Below are 20,729 nucleotides of genomic sequence, written 5' to 3'. Positions count from 1 at the left end.
CGTTTTTGCAAAATCCCGACGTGCCTACGAAAATCTCGAGTGAAATCAAAGATCTCAACTTACGATACCGTATCGTTCCGGGTTTGACTGTTTAAGTCGGGTCTGATGTGATTGAGCCGAAGTTTCAGGTTCCGGACCGGCCGAGCAAGCTTGATCCTTATGCCGAGAAGCTTTTGGCGTGGCTGCGCCGTGAAGCTGGCCGGCCGCGCAAGCAGCGGCGGACGGTCAAGCAGCTATACGGTGATCTCGTCAGCCTGGGCTATGACGGTTCCTACAATCGTGTGGCGGCCTTTGCCCGGGCTTGGAAGGGGGAGTGCCAACGGCTGCAGCAGACCGCCGGCCGGGGAACCTTCGTGCCCTTGGCCTTTGCGCCTGGCGAGGCGTTCCAGTTTGACTGGAGCGAAGATTTTGCGATCATCGGTGGCGTCCGCGTCAAGTTGCAGGTGGCGCACACCAAACTGTCGCATAGCCGGGCGTTCATTGTTCGGGCCTATCTGCTGCAGACACATGAGATGTTGTTCGACGCGCATAACCACGCCTTCCAAGCTCTCGGCGGCGTACCGCGGCGCGGGATTTACGACAACATGCGCACCGCCGTTGACAAGGTCGGCCGTGGCAAGGAGCGCAGCGTCAACGCCCGCTTCCTGGCGATGACCAGCCATTATCTCTTCGAGGCCGAGTTCTGTAATCGGGCCGCCGGTTGGGAGAAGGGGCAGGTTGAGAAGAACGTCCAGGATGCACGCCACCGCCTGTGGCAGTCCATGCCTCCGTTCGAAAGCTTGGACGCCCTGAACGACTGGCTGGAGCGGCGCTGCCGGGAGCTGTGGGAGCAGACCGCGCATGGCAACGAGCCGGGAACCATTGCCGATGTCTGGGCCAGCGAGGTTGAGAGCCTCATGCCTGTGGGCCGTCCGTTCGATGGGTTCGTGGAACACACCAAGCGGGTCTCCTCGACCTGCCTGATCCACTTGGAGCGTAACCGCTACAGCGTGCCGGCCTCTTTTGCCAACCGGCCGGTCAGCCTGCGGGTCTATCCCGACAGGCTGGTGGTGGCGGCGGAGGGGCAAATCATCTGCGAGCATCCGCGCATCATCGACCGGACGCACAACGGCCCAGGGCGCACTGTGTATGACTGGCGGCATTATCTGGCGGTGATCCAGCGCAAGCCGGGCGCCTTGCGCAACGGTGCGCCGTTCCTGGAATTGCCCGATGCCTTCAAGCGGCTGCAGCAACATCTCCTGCGCCGTCCTGGCGGTGACCGGGAGATGGTGGAGATCCTGGCCCTGGTGCTGCACCATGACGAGCAGGCGGTGTTGGTGGCGGTGGAACTGGCGCTGGAGGACGGCGTGCCGTCCAAGACGCATATCATCAACCGGCTCCACCGGCTGATCGACGGCAAACAGGCTCCGCCTCCGGTCATCACCGCGCCACAGGCACTGACATTGGCCAATGAACCCAAGGCTGACGTCGAGCGCTACGATAGCTTGCGCCAATCTGAGGAGGCCCGCCATGCGTCATGATCCCGCCACCGGCGCGCTCGTCATCATGCTGCGCAGCCTCAAAATGCACGGCATGGCACAGGCCGTCGATGAACTGGCCCAGCAGGGTGCCCCGGCCTTCGAAGCCGCCATCCCGGTACTCTCCCAGTTGCTCAAGGCCGAGACCGCTGAGCGCGAGGTCCGCTCCATGGCCTATCAGTTCAAGGCCGCCCGCTTCCCGGCCTATCGCGACCTGGCCGGCTTCGACTTCGCCAGCAGCGAGGTCAATGAGGCCCTGGTCCGCCAGTTGCATCGTTGCGACTTCATCGAACCCGCCGACAATGTCGTGCTCGTCGGCGGCCCGGGCACGGGCAAAACCCACATCGCCACCGCGCTCGGCGTGCAGGCCGTCGAGCATCACAAAAAGCGCGTCCGCTTCTTCTCCACCGTCGAGCTGGTCAATGCTCTGGAGCAGGAAAAAGCTCAGGGAAAGGCTGGGCAAATCGCCGGCCGTCTGATCCATGCCGACCTCGTCATCCTCGATGAGCTTGGCTATCTGCCCTTCAGCGCCTCAGGCGGAGCTTTGCTGTTCCATCTGCTCAGCAAGCTCTACGAGCGCACCAGCGTCGTCATCACCACCAACCTGAGCTTCAGCGAATGGTCCGCCGTCTTCGGCGACGCCAAGATGACCACCGCGCTCCTCGATCGCCTCACCCACCACTGCCATATCCTCGAGACCGGAAATGACAGCTTCAGGTTCAAAAATAGCTCCGTGCAGAAATCCCAAAAACGAAAGGAGAAAAATCCAGCCTTGACCCCATCATGAAACTCAAATCATAAACTATGGGCGGGTCAAATCTCGATGGAATTCCCGGGTCAGATCTCAGCGGAAATCAACAGTCAGCCTTTTGCTCCCCGAACCTTGTAACGCTCGCCCACGATCCTCGGGCGTGTCTTGCCTGGACGCCGCGTAGCGCCGGTCAACGGGCAAGCCGTTTCCGCGCTGGGCGCGTGACCGTCGCCGCTCTACGCCGTCCTTGGCCGAGACCGTCTAACGGATCGGAGGCGGCCCAATGTGCAAGGTTCTCAACAAGCGAGTGACTGGCGTCCCAGCCGGTGCCGTGTACATCGGCCGCGGCAGCAAATGGGGCAATCCGTTTCGGATTGGCCCCGACGGCGATCGGACCGCCGTCATTGCGAAGCACGAACGCTGGCTCGCGGATCAGCACCATCTGCTGCGCGCGCTCGACGAGCTGCGCGGCCGCGACCTCGTCTGCTTCTGCGCGCCGCTCCCCTGCCACGGCGATCTCCTACGTCGGCTGGCAAACGCCAGCCGCGAAGAGCGGATCGCGTGGTGGCGCGCCGTGAAGGCGGCGGCGTGATGAGAGGAAGAGGGCGGCCGGGACGGGTTTGAGCCGGTGCGGTCCGAGAGAGAGCAGCCGGCCGGCTCGTCCGTTCCCGCTCTCCCGAGGCTCCCTTCATGAACGACCTTTCTCTGATCACGGCCGACCAGGCCGCGCCGCTGACACCTGTTCCTCATCCTGACGCGGCCGGCGCGATCATCGCCGCCGCAGAGCGACTCCTCCCTCACCTCGAGCGCGGCCAGCGGGTTGATGCCGCGATCCTGCGCGCCGCAATGGAAGCGGCGTTCGGCGCTTCCGACGCTTCCGGTGCCTGGGACTGGAAGACGGCTTACGATGCCTGCGAGGCCGCGACCGTCCTCTTCCTGCGCAAATACGGAAAGGCGCTGTTCCGGCAAGCCGGCTCTCCGGCTTTGCGTCTTTCCGCCCTGGCCAAGATCGCCGGCCTTCTCCCCACCCACACACGCCGCTCGACCGAGAGCGAGACCTTCCAGCAGTTCTCGACGCCGACCCCGCTCGGCCTCACGGCCCTGACCGCGGCCGCCATCGGACCGGCGGATCGCGTGCTGGAGCCATCGGCCGGCACCGGGCTCCTCGCCATCCTGGCCGAGATCGTCGGCGGCGCGCTTGTCTTGAATGAGTTGGCCGAGGTCCGGGCCGCGCTGCTCTCTTCCCTCTTTCCGGCCGTCGCCGTCACGCGCCTCGACGCCGTCCAGATCGATGATCACCTCGACCCGGCCGTCGTCCCGAGCGTCGTGCTGATGAACCCGCCGTTCTCGGCAATGGCGAATGTGTCCGGCCGTATGGCTGATACCGCTTATCGCCACATCGCCTCGGCCCTTGCGCGCCTCGCCGATGGCGGGCGGCTGGTGGCGATCACCGGCGCGAACTTTTCGCCCGACGCCCCGGCCTGGCGCGACGCCTTCATCCGCTTGCAGGAGCGCGGCCGCATCGTCTTCACGGCAGCGATCGATGGGGCGGTCTATGCCAAGCACGGCACGAGCATCGACACGCGGCTGATCGTCATCGACAAGGCACCGTCTGACGACCCGTCCGCCTTGCCGGCGTCACGAGGCATGGCACCCGACGTCGCCACGTTGCTGAGCTGGATCGGCGAGCAAGTTCCGGCGCGTCTGACGCCCGCGCCGAGCTTCGCCATCCCCGTGTCGGCCGCCGCCGGACCGCGGACGGTGCGCGGCTATCTCACCCGCGCTGCTGGGGCACACCCAGTCAAGCCTTCGGTCGCCGATCCGGAGGCGGTCGATCTCGCCTACGAGACCATCGACTGGACGCCGCCCGAGGGCGCGCGTCTCAGCGATGCGATCTATGAGGAATACCGGCTCCAATCGATCCGGATTCCCGGAGCCCAGGCGCATCCCACCAAGCTGGTGCAATCCGCCGCCATGTCCTCGGTCGCGCCGCCGAAGCCCAGCTATCGGCCGCGCCTCCCGATCAGTCTCGTCAGCGAGGCCGTTCTCTCTGACGCCCAGCTCGAGACCGTGATCTATGCCGGCGAAGCGCATGGCGACTATCTCGCAGGCGCCTGGACGGTGGACGAGACCTTCGATCTCGTCACCGCCTCGCGCGACGATGCGCCGAACGCCGTGCGCTTTCGCCGGGGCTTCATGCTGGGTGACGGCACCGGCGCCGGCAAAGGCCGCCAGTCGGCCGGCATCATCCTGGACAACTGGCTGAAGGGGCGCCGCAAGGCGGTCTGGATCTCCAAGTCCGACAAGCTGCTCGAGGACGCACAGCGCGACTGGTCGGCACTCGGCATGGAGCGCCTGCTCATCACGCCGCTGTCGCGCTTCCCCCAAGGCAAGCCGATCCGCCTGGCCGAAGGCGTCCTATTTTTAACCTACGCTACGCTGCGGTCCGACGACCGCGGCGAGAAGCTTTCGCGCGTCCGCCAGATCGTTGAATGGTTGGGCTCCGACTTCGACGGAGTGATCATTTTCGACGAGAGCCATGCCATGCAGAACGCCGGTGGCGGCAAGGGCGAACGCGGCGATGTCGCGCCCTCGCAGCAGGGCCGTGCAGGCTTGCGCTTGCAGCACGCGCTGCCGGACGCGCGGGTCGTCTATGTCTCGGCGACGGGTGCCACGACCGTCCACAATCTCGCCTACGCCCAGCGGCTTGGCCTTTGGGGCGGCGAGGACTTCCCCTTCGCCACGCGCGCGGAGTTCGTGGAGGCGATCGAGGACGGCGGTGTCGCCGCCATGGAAGTGCTCGCCCGCGATCTCCGTTCGCTCGGTCTCTACACGGCCCGCTCGCTCTCCTATGACGGCGTCGAATACGAGCTGGTCGAGCATCCGCTCACCGCCGAGCAGCGCCGCATCTACGACGCCTATGCCGGCGCGTTCGCCATCATCCACAACCATCTCGACGCCGCGATGCAGGCCGCCAACATTACCGGCGAGACCGGCACGTTGAACCGGCAGGCGAAGTCGGCGGCCCGCTCGGCTTTCGAGAGCGCCAAGCAGCGCTTCTTCGGCCACCTGCTGACCTCGATGAAGACGCCGACGCTGATCCGTTCGATCGATCAGGACCTGGCGGACGGCCACGCCGCCGTCATCCAGATCGTCTCGACCGGCGAGGCGCTGATGGAACGGAGGCTCGCCGAGATCCCGACCGAGGAATGGAGCGACGTTCGCGTCGACATCACACCGCGCGAGTACGTTCTCGACTACCTGGCCCATTCCTTCCCGGTGCAGCTCTACGAGCCGTTCACCGACAGTGAGGGCAATCTCTCCTCCCGGCCCGTCTTCCGCGACGGCCAGCCGGTCGAGAGCCGCGAGGCCGTCGCCCGTCGTAACGAGCTGATCGAGCGGCTTGCTTCGCTGCCGCCAGTGCCCGGCGCGCTCGACCAGATCGTCCAGCGCTTCGGCACGGACCTCGTGGCCGAAGTGACCGGACGCTCGCGCCGCGTGGTGCGCAAGGGCGACCGCCTCGTCGTCGAGAACCGCGCCGCCTCCGCCAATCTCGCCGAGACCGCCGCCTTCATGGACGACCTGAAGCGCATCCTCGTCTTCTCGGAGGCGGGCGGGACGGGCCGGAGTTACCACGCCGAGCTGTCGGCGCGGAACCGCCGCCTGCGCGTCCACTATCTGCTCGAACCCGGCTGGAAGGCCGACGCCGCGATCCAGGGCCTCGGGCGGACGAACCGCACCAACCAGGCGCAGCCGCCGCTTTTCCGACCGATCGCCACCGACGTGAAGGCCGAGAAGCGCTTCCTCTCGACCATCGCCCGTCGCTTGGACACGCTGGGCGCCATCACCCGCGGTCAGCGCCAGACCGGCGGACAGGGATTGTTCAGGCCCGAGGATAATCTGGAATCCCACTATGCCCGCGACGCGCTGCGCCAGCTCTATCTGCTGCTTGTGCGCGGCAAGATCGAAGACTGCTCGCTCCAGATGTTCGAGGACGCCACCGGCCTCAAGCTCATGGACACAGGCGGCATCAAGGACGAGCTGCCGCCGATCACGACCTTCCTCAACCGCCTGCTGGCGCTCACCATCGACCTTCAGGGCGTGCTGTTCACGGCGTTCGAGCAGTTGTTGAACGCCAAGATCGAGGGCGCCATCGCCAGCGGCGTCTATGACGTCGGCCTGGAGACGCTGCGGGCCGAGAGCTTCGTCGTCACCGATCGCCGCGCGATCTACACCCATCCCGCGACGGGCGCGGAAACCCGGCTGCTCACGATCACCGAGCGCCGGCGCAATCATCCGGTGACGCTGGACGACGCGCTCGATCACCTCGCCGATCCCCGCGCGATGCTGCTGATCAACGAGCGTTCGGGCCGGGCCGCCGTACAGATCCCGGCGCCAAGCCTGATGCTCGACGATGGCGAGATCGAACGCCGCGTTCGACTGATCCGGCCGATGGAGCACCATCACGCCTCGCTGAAGATGATGGACGAAAGCCATTGGCAGGCGGCCGACCGCGAGGTGTTCGCCGCCGCATGGACTCGCGAAGTGTCGGAGGTCCCCGAGTTTGCCGACAGCACGATCCACATCGTCGCCGGCTTGCTGTTGCCGATCTGGAAGCGCCTGCCGAACGAGTCGACGCGCGTCTATCGGCTACAGACCGACGCAGGCGAACGCATCATCGGCCGCAGGGTCTCAGCCGTTTGGGCAGCGAACGCCTCGCTGACCGGGGCGACCGCCATGACGCCGGATGCGGCCTTCGCGGCGTTGATCGAGGGACGAACCGTCCTCGACCTCGCCGACGGCTTGCAGCTCCACCGGGTGCGGGTCATGGGCGCTCACCGCATCGAGCTGTCAGGCTTCGCCGACACCATGCGCGATCGCCTGCGCGCCTACGGCCTCTTCAGTGAGATCATCTCCTGGAAGCTGCGTATGTTCGTGCCAACGGATGCGACCGGCGCCGGTGTGCTGACGAAGGTGCTCGACCAATATCCGGCCCTGCGCATCAGCGAGCGGGAAACCGCGTGATGGCCCGCCACGACGCCTCCGAACTGGCACACCGTCTCGCGCGCGACGCCGAGGCGGTGTGTCGCCACTACCTTTCTGCCGGGCGGCGGGAGGGCCGCTACTGGCTCGTGGGTGACGTCCGCAACACGCCGGGCCGTTCGATGTTCGTCCGGCTTCAGGAATCAGCCAAAGGGCCGGCCGGCAAGTGGACTGACGCCGCTACCGGCGAACATGGCGACCTGCTCGATGTGATCCGGGAGAGTTGCGGACTGGTCGATTTCAAGGACGTCGCCGATGAGGCGCGTTCGTTCCTCAGCCTGCCACATCCCGAACCGGAGCCGGAACATCCCCGATCGCGCACACCGACTGCTCCGACAGGATCGCCGGAAGCGGCGCGGCGACTGTTCGCCATGTCACTGCCGCTGTCTCGCACTCTCGTAGAAACGTATCTCCGCAATCGCGGCATTACGGCTTTGCACGGAACCGGAAGCCTGCGCTTCCACCCGCGCTGCTACTATCGGCCTGACGAGCACAGCCCGACCGAGACCAGGCCGGCGATGATCGCTTCCGTCTCCGATCTCGCGGGTCATTTGACCGGGGCGCATCGTACCTGGCTCGATCCCGGCGGCTTCTCCGAGGCGACGCTCGGCAAGGCGCCGATCGACACCCCGAGGCGAGCGATGGGCGACTTGCTCGGTCACGCCGTTCGATTTGGCGTGGCGGGCGAGGTGATGGCGGCCGGCGAGGGCATCGAGACGATGCTGTCGCTCCGGTGCGTCCTTCCCGCCATGCCGATGGTCGCGGCGCTCTCGGCGGCGCATCTCTCCGCCATCCTGTTCCCGGACACGTTGCGCCGACTCTACATTGCCTGCGACGACGATCCGGCCGGCGACGGCGCGATGGCGACGTTGATCGAACGCGCGCAGGAGGCCGGAATCGAGGCGATCGTGATCTCGCCGCGGCTCGGCGACTTCAACGAGGATCTCCGCTTGCTCGGGATCGACACGCTTCGGGCCGCAAGCCGGGTGCAGATCGCGGCGCAGGATGTCGCCCGATTCATGGAGCTGGCGGCACAGCCGGAACGGGGATGGGGCGCGGCAGCGCCGTCGCCATAGGGTCGGCGGTTATGCTTTCCGTCAGCGTCGGAGAGAACCACGCCCACGGCCTTCTGAGAGGGCGATCGGGCGGCAAACGGCCCGGACCGGCAACCTTGTGGGCCGACTATTTTCCGTCGGCGGCAAAGCCGCCTTTACATCGCGAGACAAAATAGTCGGCCCCCTTCGGTCCTCCGCCGAGGCTCCGGCCCGCAGCTCACGCTGCGGGTGCAGGTCCGCTCCGCCCGCCGCCTTCGTCGCCATGAAGGCCGCGATGGGCGCGGCCGATCCGACGAGGAAAGCCGCGATGACCACCGACAACGACGACGATTTCGAGCCGCGCCACAGCGCATCCCCGACCGACCAAGTCCTCCACGAACTCCAGCTCTATGGCTACCGTCCCTTCCACGACGAACCCGACCCCAGGCCGCTTCCCGAAGCACAGATCCTCGCCGGCAGCATCGCCGACATCTTCGACGCCCTCGTGGTGGCGCTGTTAGACACGCGCCTCGAACCCGACCTCGAGGACCTGCTCTGGTCGACGGTGAATGTCTTCCACCGCGCCATCGACCGGATCGAGCGCGAACTCGACGACAACGAGCTGGCGCAGCATCGCTCGCAACGGGAACAGGATGGCAGTGAGGTCAAGTCCGTCGAGCTGGAGCGCCTGACGGCGGAAGGGCAGACGCTGATCGAACGCCGCAACGCCTTCGAGCTGATGCGCGACCAAGCCGCCGACCAATTCGAGCACCACACCCATTCGGCCTGGCGGCCCCGCAACGGGTCGAAGGTCAACCATCGCAACCTCACCGCGGCGATGATCGACAGCCGCGACTTCCTGGCCGCGAAGAGGCGCGCCGACAACCAGGTGCTCCTGCCCGCGGGGCCGAAGGTGGCTCTGACCGGCGGGCTCGACTTCAACGATCACCGGCTGGTCTGGGCCAAGCTCGATCAGGTCCACGCCAAGCATCCGGACATGGTGCTGCTGCACGGCGGCTCGCCAAAGGGCGCCGAGCTGATCGCCGCCAAATGGGCCGACAACCGCAAGGTCCCGCAGATCGCCTTCAAACCTGACTGGACGAAACACGCCAAGGCCGCGCCGTTCAGGCGCAACGACGCCATACTGGAGGTCCTGCCGATCGGTGTGATGCACTTCCCCGGCACCGGCATCCAGGACAACCTCGCCGACAAGGCCAAGAAGCTCGGCATCCCGGTCTGGAAATTTGGCGGCGCGTGAGCGCCGCCTTGCCCTTTCTGCACAGTGACGTGAATCCGCAGAGGTGGATTATCGGCTTTCCGCAAAACCGCCTTTCAATCCGGTTCACCCGTGACCGCGATCCGGGCCGCGTGAGCATAGTGCGCCAACTCCGTATCGTTCTCGATCAAGCCGTCGAGGAGCGCCTTCATGTCGCTCTGATCGGACGCCGATTGAAAAGGCCCTGGCTGCCGCTCGATCGCCAACACCGCAATGGCGAGCGCCTTCTTCACCAGGTGCAGGTCGCGTCCCGTGAACTCCGCCATGCCGCGCACCTCGACCGTCACTTCGTCTCGAGAGCACACCTTAGCTGATCGGCCTGCGCACCGTGAGGGTGACGAGGTTCCACCCGCTGGCGGCGGGCTTTCAGACGCGGCTCCTGCCGGCGGTCGCCGTCCCTGCGTCTATCAGCGCTGATCCTTGGTCCGTCCGCGGGCCTGACGCCATCAACCCGCAAGGGGTCGGCTTACGCTGGAGCGTGCCGCCGCTTGTCTTCGCCTGCGCGGTGATCGCGGCCCTCGGCCGGACACATCGGGCGCCTGTCGCGCGGGGATGGTCCCCGCCTCAGCACAGGAGCCGGATCAATGTCTCAAGCCCTCGCATTCGCCAACGGCTGGAACCTCGCCACCACCCTCATGGTCTGCGTCGTCGTCTTCCATGCTGACACTGGCAACTACGGCGTCATGCTGGCCGCCGAATATGACGGCGATCCCGCTGCCGTCATCCACGATTATGATCCGTGGGAGATTATGGACAGCTCGGACTGAAGAGTCTGGCGATAGCGCAGCCCGGCGCGAGTCGGGCTGCGCATAATCTGGGCGATTCCAACGGGATCGTGATTTGGCGCGGTCGCGCGCGATGCGCTGGAGCGCGATGCGTTCGCACTTGCAGCAAAAATGAACGTACGCTAGAAGGAATGCGCAGTTCGTCGGACCCGGTTTTTCGGGTGGCTCGGCCCGGCGCCAATCCCCGGGGCAACCAAAGCATCGCGGCCTCATCGAGGTCGTCGACGCCAGCATGCCGCTTTATCGAGCGAGCGCGGCGGGTGCTTTACTTTCAGTACTGAACAATAAATGCCAAGTTTCGCCTCCATTCGACGCGATTGGTTCGCCAATCCGCGCGCCGACATCCTTGCCGGGATTGTGGTCGCCCTGGCGCTGATTCCGGAAGCAATCGGGTTTTCTGTCATCGCCGGCGTTGATCCTCGGGTCGGCCTATACGCCTCCTTCTCGATCGCCGTCATTATCGCTTTCACCGGCGGCCGTGCGGGGATGATTTCGGCGGCGACCGCCTCGGTCGCTGTGGTCATCATTCCGCTCGTGCGCGACTATGGTGTAGAGTATCTGTTCGCCGCCACGATCCTGATGGGCGTCTTCCAGGTGATCGCCGGATTGGTTCGGCTCGACCTCCTGATGCAGTACGTCTCGCGATCCGTTATCACGGGCTTCGTCAACGCGCTCGCTATCCTGATCTTCATGGCGCAGTTGCCGGAGCTGATTCACGTGCCACCAATCACCTACGCGTTGGTGGCTGGCGGGCTGGCGATCATCTACCTGTTACCCCGCCTCACCAAGGCAGTGCCGTCGCCTCTCGTCGCCATCGTCATCCTTACGATCATCACCATCTATGGCGGCATCCATGTGAACACCGTCGGTGACATGGGCAAGCTGCCGACATCGCTTCCGGTCTTTGCACTGCCGCATGTGCCCCTGACGTTCGAGACGTTCAGAATCATCCTTCCCTATTCGCTGACGATGGCGGCCGTGGGCTTGCTCGAGTCGATGCTGACAGCTCAGATCGTGGATGACTTCACCGACACGCCCTCGAACAAGGCCCGAGAGATGCGCGGCCAAGGCATCGCCAACTTCTTCACCGGCTTTCTCGGGGCCATGGGCGGCTGCGCGATGATCGGCCAGTCGGTCATCAACGTGAAGTCGGGTGGCTCGACGCGTCTGTCCACGCTGGTCGCGGGCGTGTTCCTTCTCTTCCTGCTGGTGGTGCTCAATCCACTCGTCGCACGTATTCCGATGCCCAGCTTGGTCGCGGTGATGATCATGGTCTCGATCGGCACCTTCTCCTGGCGATCGATCAAGGATATCCGCCGTCATCCCTGGCAGTCTTCGCTGGTGATGGTGGCCACCGTTGTGATTGTGGTGTGGACCGGAAACCTGGCGGCGGGCGTGGTCACCGGCGTCGTGCTGTCCGGCCTGTTCTTCGCCTCAAAGGTCAAACGCATGTTCATCGTGACATCCGCGCTATCGGACGATGAACGCACACGCACCTACAAGATCTCCGGGGAGATTTTCTTCGCGTCGGCTGAACGCTTCGCCGAAGCGTTCGACTTCAAGGAGGTGTTGGACCGTGTGGTCATCGATCTCAGCGATGCGCACTTCTGGGACATCACGGGTGTCGGGACGCTCGACAAAGCCGTGATCCGCTTCCGACGCGCAGGAACGGAGGTCGAAGTGGTTGGCTTGAACGAACCGAGCGCGGCGATGGTCGAGCGCTTCGCTGTCCATGACAAGCCGAATGCTGAAAAGCTTCTGGCGTCGCATTGAGGAGAGATAAGATGGAGAACGTTCTCGCCTGTATCGACGCCTCCAGCTACGCCGCCTCGGTCTGTGACCTTGCCGCCTGGGCCTCTCGAAAGCTGGAACTGCCGATCGAGCTTCTTCACGTGGTCCAGCGCAAGGACGCCGTTGCCGAACGGCACGACCTTTCGGGCGCGATCGGACTCGGCGTCAAGTCCAGCCTGCTGGAGGAGCTCACACAACTTGAGGAAGCCGACGCCAGGCTTCAGGTCGAGCGGGGGCGGGTTTTGATTACTACCAGCACGGAGCGGTTGAAGGCGGCCGGCGCCGTTGATGTGAAGCCGCTTCATCGGCACGGAGGCATCGTCGAGACGATCCTGGAGCGCGAGGCCGAGGCGCGGGTCGTGGTAATCGGCAAACGCGGCGCCAGCCACGAATTTGCGCAGGATCATATCGGCTCGAAGGTTGAGCGCGTCGTACGTGCGAGCAACCGGCCAGTCCTCATCGCTTCCCGCGCCATAGAAACTCCGCGAGTTGTCGTGCTCGCCTATGACGCCAGCCAGGCTGCAGGCCGCGCGCTCGAACGCTGCGCCAACTCGCCGCTATTCCGCGGCCTGCCCGTCCATATCGTGTCGGCCGGTGCCGAGGACGACAAGCATCGCGAGTTGCTCAACGATGCGCTTACCAAGCTCGAGGGTCGCGACGTGACCACAACCCTCCGCCAAGGCAAGGCCGAGGAGGTGATCACCAACGTTGTGGGGGCGACACCGGGCGCGATCTTGGTGATGGGTGCTTATGGTCACTCACCGCTCAGGACCCTGATCGTTGGCAGTACGACAACCGCGATGATCCGCACTGTCCGCGTGCCCGTGCTGCTCATGCGCTAATAGTGCTATCGCAGAGCCAGTCGTTTCACGTTGAAATGCACATAATCCAGAGGCCTGCTCGAAATCCCCAGAATGGAGATCGAGCATGCCGACACCCTCACGACTTCAGATCAGGATCGAAGATCCAGATAATGTTCTCTGGCCCATCATGGGCTTCTACACCGACTATCTCGTGCGCAGCCGTTATGGAGCTAAGCGCCGTCGCCGATATACGGCCTCAGCTCTTCACTTTGGCGACTGGCTACATAGCCAGGGCGCTGGACCAGGCGACATCGACGAGACTCGGATAGGCCGGTTCCTCACGGGTCACTTGCCTACCTGTTCATGCGATCATCCGACCCCGCACTGTTGATTTCCGCTGAGATCTGACCCGGGAATTCCATCGAGATTTGACCCGCCCATAGTTTATGATTTGAGTTTCATGATGGGGTCAAGGCTGGATTTTTCTCCTTTCGTTTTTGGGATTTCTGCACGGAGCTATTTTTGAACCTGAAGCTGTCATTTCCGGTCTCGAGGATATGGCAGTGGTGGGTGAGGCGATCGAGGTGCTGATTCCGGGCTCAATTCGCCCGGGATTCCGAGATTAACTCGCCCGGGATTCCGGGAATTATTCGCCCACCTATTCCGAGATTAATTCGCCCACCTGTTCCGACTTTTATTCGCCCAGGCGGGCGGGGTTGGCCGGGTTGGCTTGAGGTCTCTGCTGGCTGGTTCAGGTTCCCTCCCTTTGGCTGATCGAGGGAGCGGATGAATGCCAGTGGAGCGGATTGCGATGCGCGATGTGCGCGAGATTGTCAGATTGAGGATGGCGGGGCTTTCGACCCGCCAGGTGGGGATCCGGGTCGGGGTTGCGGCATCGACGGTGCGCTTGACGCTGCGGCGACTGGAGGCGGCCGGGCTCGATGGGCCAGGGGCTCTGGCGCTGTCCGAAGCGGCATTGGAAAGGCGCTTGTTCGACGGCGCGGTGGGCAAGCGGCCGGGGCATCGACGTGTGGATGAGCCGGACTGGGGGCGTATCCGCCGCGAGTTGCAGCGCAAGCACGTGACGCTGTCGATCCTGTGGGACGAGTATATTGCCGAGCACCCGGATGGGTATCGCTACAGCCGGTTCTGCGAGCTCTACCGGAGCTGGGAAGCCCGGCTACCGGTGACGATGCGCCAGACCCACGCATCGGGCGAGAAGCTGTTCGTCGATTATGCCGGCGACACGGTGCCGGTGGTGATCGACCGGCTCACCGGCGAGACGCGTGCGGCCCAGATCTTCGTCGCCGTTCTCGGCGCATCGAGCTTCACCTATGCTGAGGCGACCTGGACCCAGACCCTGCCGGACTGGATCGAGGCGCATAATCGCACTCTGGCAGCAATTGGCGGCGTGCCGGCGCTGCTGGTGCCCGACAACGCCAGGGTCGCGATCATCCGCGCCTGCCTCTACGATCCACAGGTCAACCGGACCTACACCGATATGGCGCGCCATTACGGCACGGCCATTCTCCCGGCGCGGCCGCGGCGGCCGCGTGACAAGGCGAAGGTCGAGGTGGCGGTTTTGCTGGCGGAGCGGTGGCTGCTGGGCAAGCTGCGCAACCGGGCATTTTACGGCCTCGCCGAACTGAATGCCGCGATCGCTGAATTCTGCCGCTGGCTGAACGAGGAGCGGGTCGTCCGTCGCCTGGGGGCGACAAGACGGCATCTGCTGGAAACACTCGATCGTCCCGCGCTGAAGGAACTGCCGGCCGAACCCTATGTGCTGGCGCAATGGCGGCGCCGGCGGGTCGGCATCGATTATCACGTCGAGATCGAGAAGCATTTTTACTCCGTCCCCTACCGGCACGCCCGCGCCGAGGTCGAGGCCCGGTTCACCGTGCGCACGGTCGAGATCTTTCTCCGTGGCGAACGGATCGCCGTGCACGCACGCAGGCCGGGTAACGGCAAACACACGACGATCGCCGAGCACATGCCCTCGAGCCACCGGCGTTATGGCGACTGGACCATCGCACGGATCCATCAGGAAGCCGCACGGCTTGGTCCCTCGGTCGCGACACTCTGCACCCTGATCCTCGAACGCCGGCCTCATCCGGAGCAGGGGTTCCGCGCCTGCATCGGCATCCTTCGCCTGGCCCGCAGTGTTGGCGCCGACCGGCTCGATGCCGCGGCCGAGCGCGCGCTCACCATCGGCACCCTGACCTACGGCTCGGTCAAATCCATCCTCGATAACCGGCTGGAGCGAGCCGCCGGCACCGCCAGTCCCGATCCCACCCCGATCCGCCACCCCAACATCCGGGGCGGCGGATATTTCCACTGATGACAAGGAGAAGCCTCATGCTGAACCATCCGACCCTCGATCAGATCCACCAGCTCGGTCTTGCAGGCATGGCCCGCGCGTTCACCGAGCTGCACGCCAATCCCGAAACCCCCAGCCTCAGTCACGCCGAATGGCTCGGTCTTCTGCTCGACCGCGAGATCACCGTCCGACGTGACAAGCGGTTGAGCACAAGGCTGCGCCATGCCAGGCTGCGCCATGACGCTGCAATCGAGGATGTCGATTACCGGAGTGCCCGCGGCCTCGATCGGGCTCTGTTCCAGAAGCTGATCCAGGGTGAGTGGATCGACGCGCACGACAATCTCGTCCTGAGCGGGCCGACAGGGGTCGGAAAATCGTGGCTGGCCTGTGCCCTCGGTCACAAGGCATGTCGCGATGACAGGACCGTGCTCTATCAGCGCGCCCCCAAACTCTTCGCAGAACTCGCGGTCGCCCGCGCCGAAGGGCGTCACGGCCGGATGATCCGCACCCTCGGTGCCGTCAATCTACTGATCCTCGACGACTTCGGCCTTGCTCCACTCGACGCCGGCGCCCGTCACGACCTGCTCGAGATCGTCGAGGATCGCTACGGCCGCCGCGCCACCATCATCACCAGCCAGATCCCCCCGGCGCATTGGCATGAGCTGATCGGCGATCCGACCTACGCCGACGCCATTCTCGACCGTCTGCTCCACAATGCCCACCGCATCGAACTCACCGGCGAAAGCCTGCGCAAGATCCGCAAGCAAACCCCAAAAACCGCTTGACCCAACGAGAACAGGAGAGCAACGAAATCAACAGCCACAGAGACCGCTACCCGGGCGAATAAATCTCGGAATCCCCGGGCGAATAAACGTCGGAATCGTGGGCGAATTAAAATCGGAATCCATGGGCGAATTCTCCGGAATCCGCATATGGCAGTGGTGGGTGAGGCGATCGAGGAGCGCGGTGGTCATCTTGGCGTCGCCGAAGACGGCGGACCATTCGCTGAAGCTCAGGTTGGTGGTGATGACGACGCTGGTGCGCTCGTAGAGCTTGCTGAGCAGATGGAACAGCAAAGCTCCGCCTGAGGCGCTGAAGGGCAGATAGCCAAGCTCATCGAGGATGACGAGGTCGGCATGGATCAGACGGCCGGCGATTTGCCCAGCCTTTCCCTGAGCTTTTTCCTGCTCCAGAGCATTGACCAGCTCGACGGTGGAGAAGAAGCGGACGCGCTTTTTGTGATGCTCGACGGCCTGCACGCCGAGCGCGGTGGCGATGTGGGTTTTGCCCGTGCCCGGGCCGCCGACGAGCACGACATTGTCGGCGGGTTCGATGAAGTCGCAACGATGCAACTGGCGGACCAGGGCCTCATTGACCTCGCTGCTGGCGAAGTCGAAGCCGGCCAGGTCGCGATAGGCCGGGAAGCGGGCGGCCTTGAACTGATAGGCCATGGAGCGGACCTCGCGCTCAGCGGTCTCGGCCTTGAGCAACTGGGAGAGTACCGGGATGGCGGCTTCGAAGGCCGGGGCACCCTGCTGGGCCAGTTCATCGACGGCCTGTGCCATGCCGTGCATTTTGAGGCTGCGCAGCATGATGACGAGCGCGCCGGTGGCGGGATCATGACGCATGGCGGGCCTCCTCAGATTGGCGCAAGCTATCGTAGCGCTCGACGTCAGCCTTGGGTTCATTGGCCAATGTCAGTGCCTGTGGCGCGGTGATGACCGGAAGCGGAGCCTGTTTGCCGTCGATCAGCCGGTGGAGCCGGTTGATGATATGCGTCTTGGACGGCACGCCGTCCTCCAGCGCCAGTTCCACCGCCACCAACACCGCCTGCTCGTCATGGTGCAGCACCAGGGCCAGGATCTCCACCATCTCCCGGTCACCGCCAGGACGGCGCAGGAGATGTTGCTGCAGCCGCTTGAAGGCATCGGGCAATTCCAGGAACGGCGCACCGTTGCGCAAGGCGCCCGGCTTGCGCTGGATCACCGCCAGATAATGCCGCCAGTCATACACAGTGCGCCCTGGGCCGTTGTGCGTCCGGTCGATGATGCGCGGATGCTCGCAGATGATTTGCCCCTCCGCCGCCACCACCAGCCTGTCGGGATAGACCCGCAGGCTGACCGGCCGGTTGGCAAAAGAGGCCGGCACGCTGTAGCGGTTACGCTCCAAGTGGATCAGGCAGGTCGAGGAGACCCGCTTGGTGTGTTCCACGAACCCATCGAACGGACGGCCCACAGGCATGAGGCTCTCAACCTCGCTGGCCCAGACATCGGCAATGGTTCCCGGCTCGTTGCCATGCGCGGTCTGCTCCCACAGCTCCCGGCAGCGCCGCTCCAGCCAGTCGTTCAGGGCGTCCAAGCTTTCGAACGGAGGCATGGACTGCCACAGGCGGTGGCGTGCATCCTGGACGTTCTTCTCAACCTGCCCCTTCTCCCAACCGGCGGCCCGATTACAGAACTCGGCCTCGAAGAGATAATGGCTGGTCATCGCCAGGAAGCGGGCGTTGACGCTGCGCTCCTTGCCACGGCCGACCTTGTCAACGGCGGTGCGCATGTTGTCGTAAATCCCGCGCCGCGGTACGCCGCCGAGAGCTTGGAAGGCGTGGTTATGCGCGTCGAACAACATCTCATGTGTCTGCAGCAGATAGGCCCGAACAATGAACGCCCGGCTATGCGACAGTTTGGTGTGCGCCACCTGCAACTTGACGCGGACGCCACCGATGATCGCAAAATCTTCGCTCCAGTCAAACTGGAACGCCTCGCCAGGCGCAAAGGCCAAGGGCACGAAGGTTCCCCGGCCGGCGGTCTGCTGCAGCCGTTGGCACTCCCCCTTCCAAGCCCGGGCAAAGGCCGCCACACGATTGTAGGAACCGTCATAGCCCAGGCTGACGAGATCACCGTATAGCTGCTTGACCGTCCGCCGCTGCTTGCGCGGCCGGCCAGCTTCACGGCGCAGCCACGCCAAAAGCTTCTCGGCATAAGGATCAAGCTTGCTCGGCCGGTCCGGAACCTGAAACTTCGGCTCAATCACATCAGACCGAAGATATTTGCGGATCGTGTTCCGCGACACGCCTGTGCGCCGGGAAATCTCTCGGATCGGCACATGCTCACGCTTATGCCACCGGCGGATAATGCTCAAAAACGCCATGTCCAACACTCCGTTCGCCCCCGCCTCTTCCAGACGGGGAAACAGTCAAACATGGGTCAAATCTCAGTGGAAAAATCCGGCCTTCCCGGGTCAGATCTCAGCGGAAATCAACAGGGAGCCCACCGCATGACGAAGCTTCGCTGTGAGCAGCCCTTCCAATTCCGGTCCAGGGCCTTGCTGCGGGACGAGGAACTTTTCATTTGCAAGATCCGCCCAGCGAATCCTCGGATTTTGGCCAAGTGCATGATGCTCGGGGAAAGCCACGATCACCCGCTCGCTCCATAGTGGAAGCACGCGGCCGTCCCACGCCGTCGCTTGGCCGGTCATGATCGCAACATCGACGGCGTTGCCCGCGAGGGCGCAAAGTAGCCGCTCATGGCTTCCATCGACCGTGCGCACATCCACATCCGGAAAGCGCCGATGGTATTCGACCAGCGTCGTGTGCATGTTCCCTGCCGAAGGGGAGGCATGAACGCCGATCGCCAGCAGGCCAAGTTCGCCACGGCTCCTGCTCCTGAGCCGCTGGAGTTCCGTATCCACGTCATCAAGTATCCGCTTGGCGCTCGCGACGAACTCCAGGCCTACCGTGGTGAGGCGGGTGCCCCCATTCGTCCTTTCGAACAACACCACGCCGAGCTGGCGCTCGATCTCGTGCAGCCGGCGGCTCAGGGTCGATTGGCGTATGTTCAGAGCTTCCGCTGCCTGTCGCAGGCTGCGGTGCTGTGACGTTACGAGCGCCAAACGCAAATCACGAAGCTCTATATCCACGCCGTTCACATCGTCGGCCCGCATACGCGCCGACGCCTCCTACAAACTTTGCCGCCCCTCCCTGTTCGCCTCCATCTCGATATACGTTGCGCTTGGTTTCGATTTCCCCCGGCGCGTCATGCCGGCAACGGATCCGTGCCGCGATCGAGCAAGGCCAGATAGTCCGAATAGGCGTAGATCCGGCCGCGTTGCCGTCCCGTGGTCTCGCGCACGACGTTGATCTTGGCGAGGTTTTCCAGCGCCGTGCTGGCGGTCGGGAATGAGACGGCGAGTTTTTCGGAGACAGTCTGGATGGTGACGATCGGGCTGGCTTGCATCAATTCGTGGACGCGGAGCGCGGATGGGGCCGCGCGGCCGAGGCCGGCGATCTGCTGTCGGTGAGCATCGAACATGGCGATCAGATCGCGCGCCGTCGCGGCGGCTTGTTCCGCGGTCTCCGCGACGCCGGTCAGGAAGAACTCCATCCAGGTCTCCCAGGTCCCAGCCTGGCGGACCTCCTGCAGGAGCCGGTAATAGTCGTCGCGCCGGGTCTTCAGGAACAGGCTGAGATAGAGGATTGGCTCGCGCAGCACCCCCGCCTCGCACAGGATCAGCGTGATGAGAAGCCGACCCAGGCGCCCGTTGCCGTCGAGGAAGGGGTGGATCGTCTCGAACTGGACGTGGGCCAGGCCCGCCCGGATGAGCGGAGGCAGCGCCGCATCCTCGCTGTGCATGAAGCGCTCGAGCGCATCGAGGCATTCGTCCAGTCGATTGGGCGGCGGCGGCACGAACAGGGCGTTGCCGGGCCGGGTTCCGCCGATCCAGTTCTGCGAGCGGCGGAACTCGCCCGGTTGCTTCGCGGCGCCTCGTCCCGACTTGAGCAGGATGGCGTGCATTTCGCGAATCAGCCGGAGTGACAACGGAAATCCGCCGCGCATCCGGGAGACGCCATGCTCGATCGCCGCGACGTAATTCGAAACCTCGGTCACGTCGTCGAGTTCGACGGCCGGCGCCTCATGATTTTCGAACAGCAGCAGATCCGACAGCGAGGATTGCGTCCCCTCGATCTGAGAGGACAGCAGGGCTTCCTTGCGGACGTACATGTAGAGGAACAAAGGCGTCGAGGGCAGGATCGTCGTCACACCGTCGAGACGCCCGACCGCGGCGATGGCGCGCTCATAGACCTGCATGAATCGCCCGAGTTCGAGCGGCGGATTCGGCGGCAGTGGCGCAGGTACATAGGCGCGCACGCGCTCGCCTCCCGCGCTCGTTTCGACATAGGCCCCGAGCCTTTGGTTCTCTCCGTTCGTCACAAGCGATCCTTTAATTAGCCTTACCGCTATTAAAGCATATCGCCATATATCTTAATAGCGAGCGGGGCTAATTCAAGGCTGCCAGCATGCTGGGCACCCGCACGGAAAGGGGTCTGAGACCGCGATAGGAACCGACGCGGTTGAAGCGGTAAGTCCCGGCCCATTGGACTGGCACCGCGCCGTCATGCGCGAGATCGCGGAGATC

The 20,729-nt window shown here is 64.3% G+C and carries 14 protein-coding genes, 4 pseudogenes and 1 other annotated feature; of the genes and pseudogenes, 11 read left to right on the top strand and 7 right to left on the bottom strand.

Going from position 1 to position 20,729, the window contains the following annotated elements; all coding sequences use genetic code 11:
• Nucleotides 1-113: 113 nt before the first annotated feature.
• From istA (ACIDOCELLA78_RS97925) to ACIDOCELLA78_RS97900, 6 genes and pseudogenes are all read left to right on the top strand, one after another.
• Nucleotides 114-1,520: pseudogene (istA, locus tag ACIDOCELLA78_RS97925) on the top strand (IS21 family transposase); the annotation flags it as partial.
• Nucleotides 1,510-2,304 (top strand): IS21-like element helper ATPase IstB, encoded by a 795-nt coding sequence (istB, locus tag ACIDOCELLA78_RS97920; RefSeq protein ID WP_013641220.1) that lies wholly within the window; start codon nt 1,510-1,512, stop codon nt 2,302-2,304. The pseudogene istA (ACIDOCELLA78_RS97925) and the gene istB (ACIDOCELLA78_RS97920), both read left to right, overlap by 11 nt.
• Nucleotides 2,305-2,551: 247 nt before the next feature.
• On the top strand, nt 2,552-2,860 hold the full coding sequence (locus ACIDOCELLA78_RS97915) for a DUF4326 domain-containing protein (protein WP_201727535.1): 309 nt from the start codon (nt 2,552-2,554) through the stop codon (nt 2,858-2,860).
• A gap of 98 nt (nt 2,861-2,958) precedes the next feature.
• Nucleotides 2,959-7,293: a strawberry notch family protein gene (locus ACIDOCELLA78_RS97910; RefSeq protein WP_201727534.1), complete on the top strand. Its 4,335-nt coding sequence runs from the start codon at nt 2,959-2,961 to the stop codon at nt 7,291-7,293.
• Nucleotides 7,293-8,387: a toprim domain-containing protein gene (locus ACIDOCELLA78_RS97905; protein WP_201727533.1), complete on the top strand. Its 1,095-nt coding sequence runs from the start codon at nt 7,293-7,295 to the stop codon at nt 8,385-8,387. Before ACIDOCELLA78_RS97910 ends, ACIDOCELLA78_RS97905 begins: the two co-directional genes overlap by 1 nt.
• 286 nt (nt 8,388-8,673) lie before the next feature.
• Nucleotides 8,674-9,603, top strand: coding sequence for a DUF2493 domain-containing protein (locus ACIDOCELLA78_RS97900; protein ID WP_201727684.1), 930 nt, complete (start codon nt 8,674-8,676; stop codon nt 9,601-9,603).
• Between the two features lie 74 nt (nt 9,604-9,677).
• On the opposite strand, the gene ACIDOCELLA78_RS97895 is transcribed toward ACIDOCELLA78_RS97900, so the two are convergent.
• A complete protein-coding gene (locus ACIDOCELLA78_RS97895; RefSeq protein WP_201727683.1) occupies nt 9,678-9,887 on the bottom strand; it encodes a hypothetical protein in 210 nt (69 codons plus the stop codon).
• A 318-nt stretch (nt 9,888-10,205) separates the two neighbouring features.
• Here ACIDOCELLA78_RS97895 and ACIDOCELLA78_RS97890 point away from each other — a divergent pair, with 318 nt between their 5' ends.
• The 3 genes from ACIDOCELLA78_RS97890 (at nt 10,206) to ACIDOCELLA78_RS97880 (ending at nt 13,039) form a co-directional block, all read left to right on the top strand.
• Nucleotides 10,206-10,388 (top strand): hypothetical protein, encoded by a 183-nt coding sequence (locus tag ACIDOCELLA78_RS97890; RefSeq protein ID WP_201727532.1) that lies wholly within the window; start codon nt 10,206-10,208, stop codon nt 10,386-10,388.
• A 160-nt stretch (nt 10,389-10,548) separates the two neighbouring features.
• Nucleotides 10,549-10,601 (top strand) — a sequence feature (sul1 is cis-regulatory element that is thought to sense ions involved in sulfur or methionine metabolism; They are found in Alphaproteobacteria).
• A 93-nt stretch (nt 10,602-10,694) separates the two neighbouring features.
• Entirely contained in the window at nt 10,695-12,179 is a 1,485-nt protein-coding gene (locus ACIDOCELLA78_RS97885) for a SulP family inorganic anion transporter (RefSeq protein ID WP_201727531.1), read from the top strand.
• Nucleotides 12,180-12,190: 11 nt separating this feature from the next.
• A complete protein-coding gene (locus tag ACIDOCELLA78_RS97880) occupies nt 12,191-13,039 on the top strand; it encodes a universal stress protein (RefSeq protein ID WP_201727530.1) in 849 nt (282 codons plus the stop codon).
• 419 nt (nt 13,040-13,458) lie between these two features.
• Here ACIDOCELLA78_RS97880 and ACIDOCELLA78_RS97875 read toward each other — a convergent pair.
• Nucleotides 13,459-13,584 (bottom strand): annotated as a pseudogene (locus ACIDOCELLA78_RS97875) (ATP-binding protein); the annotation flags it as partial.
• Nucleotides 13,585-13,811: 227 nt separating this feature from the next.
• On the opposite strand from ACIDOCELLA78_RS97875, the gene istA (ACIDOCELLA78_RS97870) reads away from it, so the two are divergent.
• Nucleotides 13,812-15,338 (top strand): IS21 family transposase, encoded by a 1,527-nt coding sequence (gene istA / locus ACIDOCELLA78_RS97870; RefSeq protein ID WP_201727680.1) that lies wholly within the window; start codon nt 13,812-13,814, stop codon nt 15,336-15,338.
• Between the two features lie 17 nt (nt 15,339-15,355).
• Nucleotides 15,356-16,102 (top strand): IS21-like element helper ATPase IstB, encoded by a 747-nt coding sequence (gene istB, locus ACIDOCELLA78_RS97865; RefSeq protein ID WP_201727488.1) that lies wholly within the window; start codon nt 15,356-15,358, stop codon nt 16,100-16,102.
• A gap of 144 nt (nt 16,103-16,246) precedes the next feature.
• On the opposite strand, the pseudogene istB (ACIDOCELLA78_RS97860) reads toward istB (ACIDOCELLA78_RS97865), so the two are convergent.
• The 5 genes and pseudogenes from istB (ACIDOCELLA78_RS97860) to ACIDOCELLA78_RS97840 all read right to left on the bottom strand — a co-directional run.
• Nucleotides 16,247-16,945: pseudogene (gene istB / locus ACIDOCELLA78_RS97860) on the bottom strand (IS21-like element helper ATPase IstB); the annotation flags it as partial.
• The gene (gene istA, locus ACIDOCELLA78_RS97855) at nt 16,935-18,464 is read right to left on the bottom strand and encodes an IS21 family transposase (protein ID WP_201727493.1); all 1,530 of its coding nucleotides are present in this window, start codon (nt 18,462-18,464) and stop codon (nt 16,935-16,937) included. The gene istA (ACIDOCELLA78_RS97855) and the pseudogene istB (ACIDOCELLA78_RS97860), both read right to left, overlap by 11 nt.
• Before the next feature lie 90 nt (nt 18,465-18,554).
• Nucleotides 18,555-18,911 (bottom strand): LysR substrate-binding domain-containing protein, encoded by a 357-nt coding sequence (locus ACIDOCELLA78_RS97850; protein WP_249674927.1) that lies wholly within the window; start codon nt 18,909-18,911, stop codon nt 18,555-18,557.
• Nucleotides 18,912-19,103: 192 nt separating this feature from the next.
• Nucleotides 19,104-19,256 (bottom strand): annotated as a pseudogene (locus ACIDOCELLA78_RS97845) (LysR family transcriptional regulator); the annotation flags it as partial.
• A gap of 92 nt (nt 19,257-19,348) precedes the next feature.
• Entirely contained in the window at nt 19,349-20,524 is a 1,176-nt protein-coding gene (locus tag ACIDOCELLA78_RS97840; RefSeq protein WP_201727528.1) for a Fic family protein, read from the bottom strand.
• Between the last annotated feature and the right edge of the window lie 205 nt (nt 20,525-20,729).

It is taken from the genome of Acidocella sp. C78 (assembly GCF_907164655.1).
The sequence above is the reverse complement of the archived record's forward strand: the minus strand, read 5'-3'. Positions and strand labels throughout refer to the sequence as shown.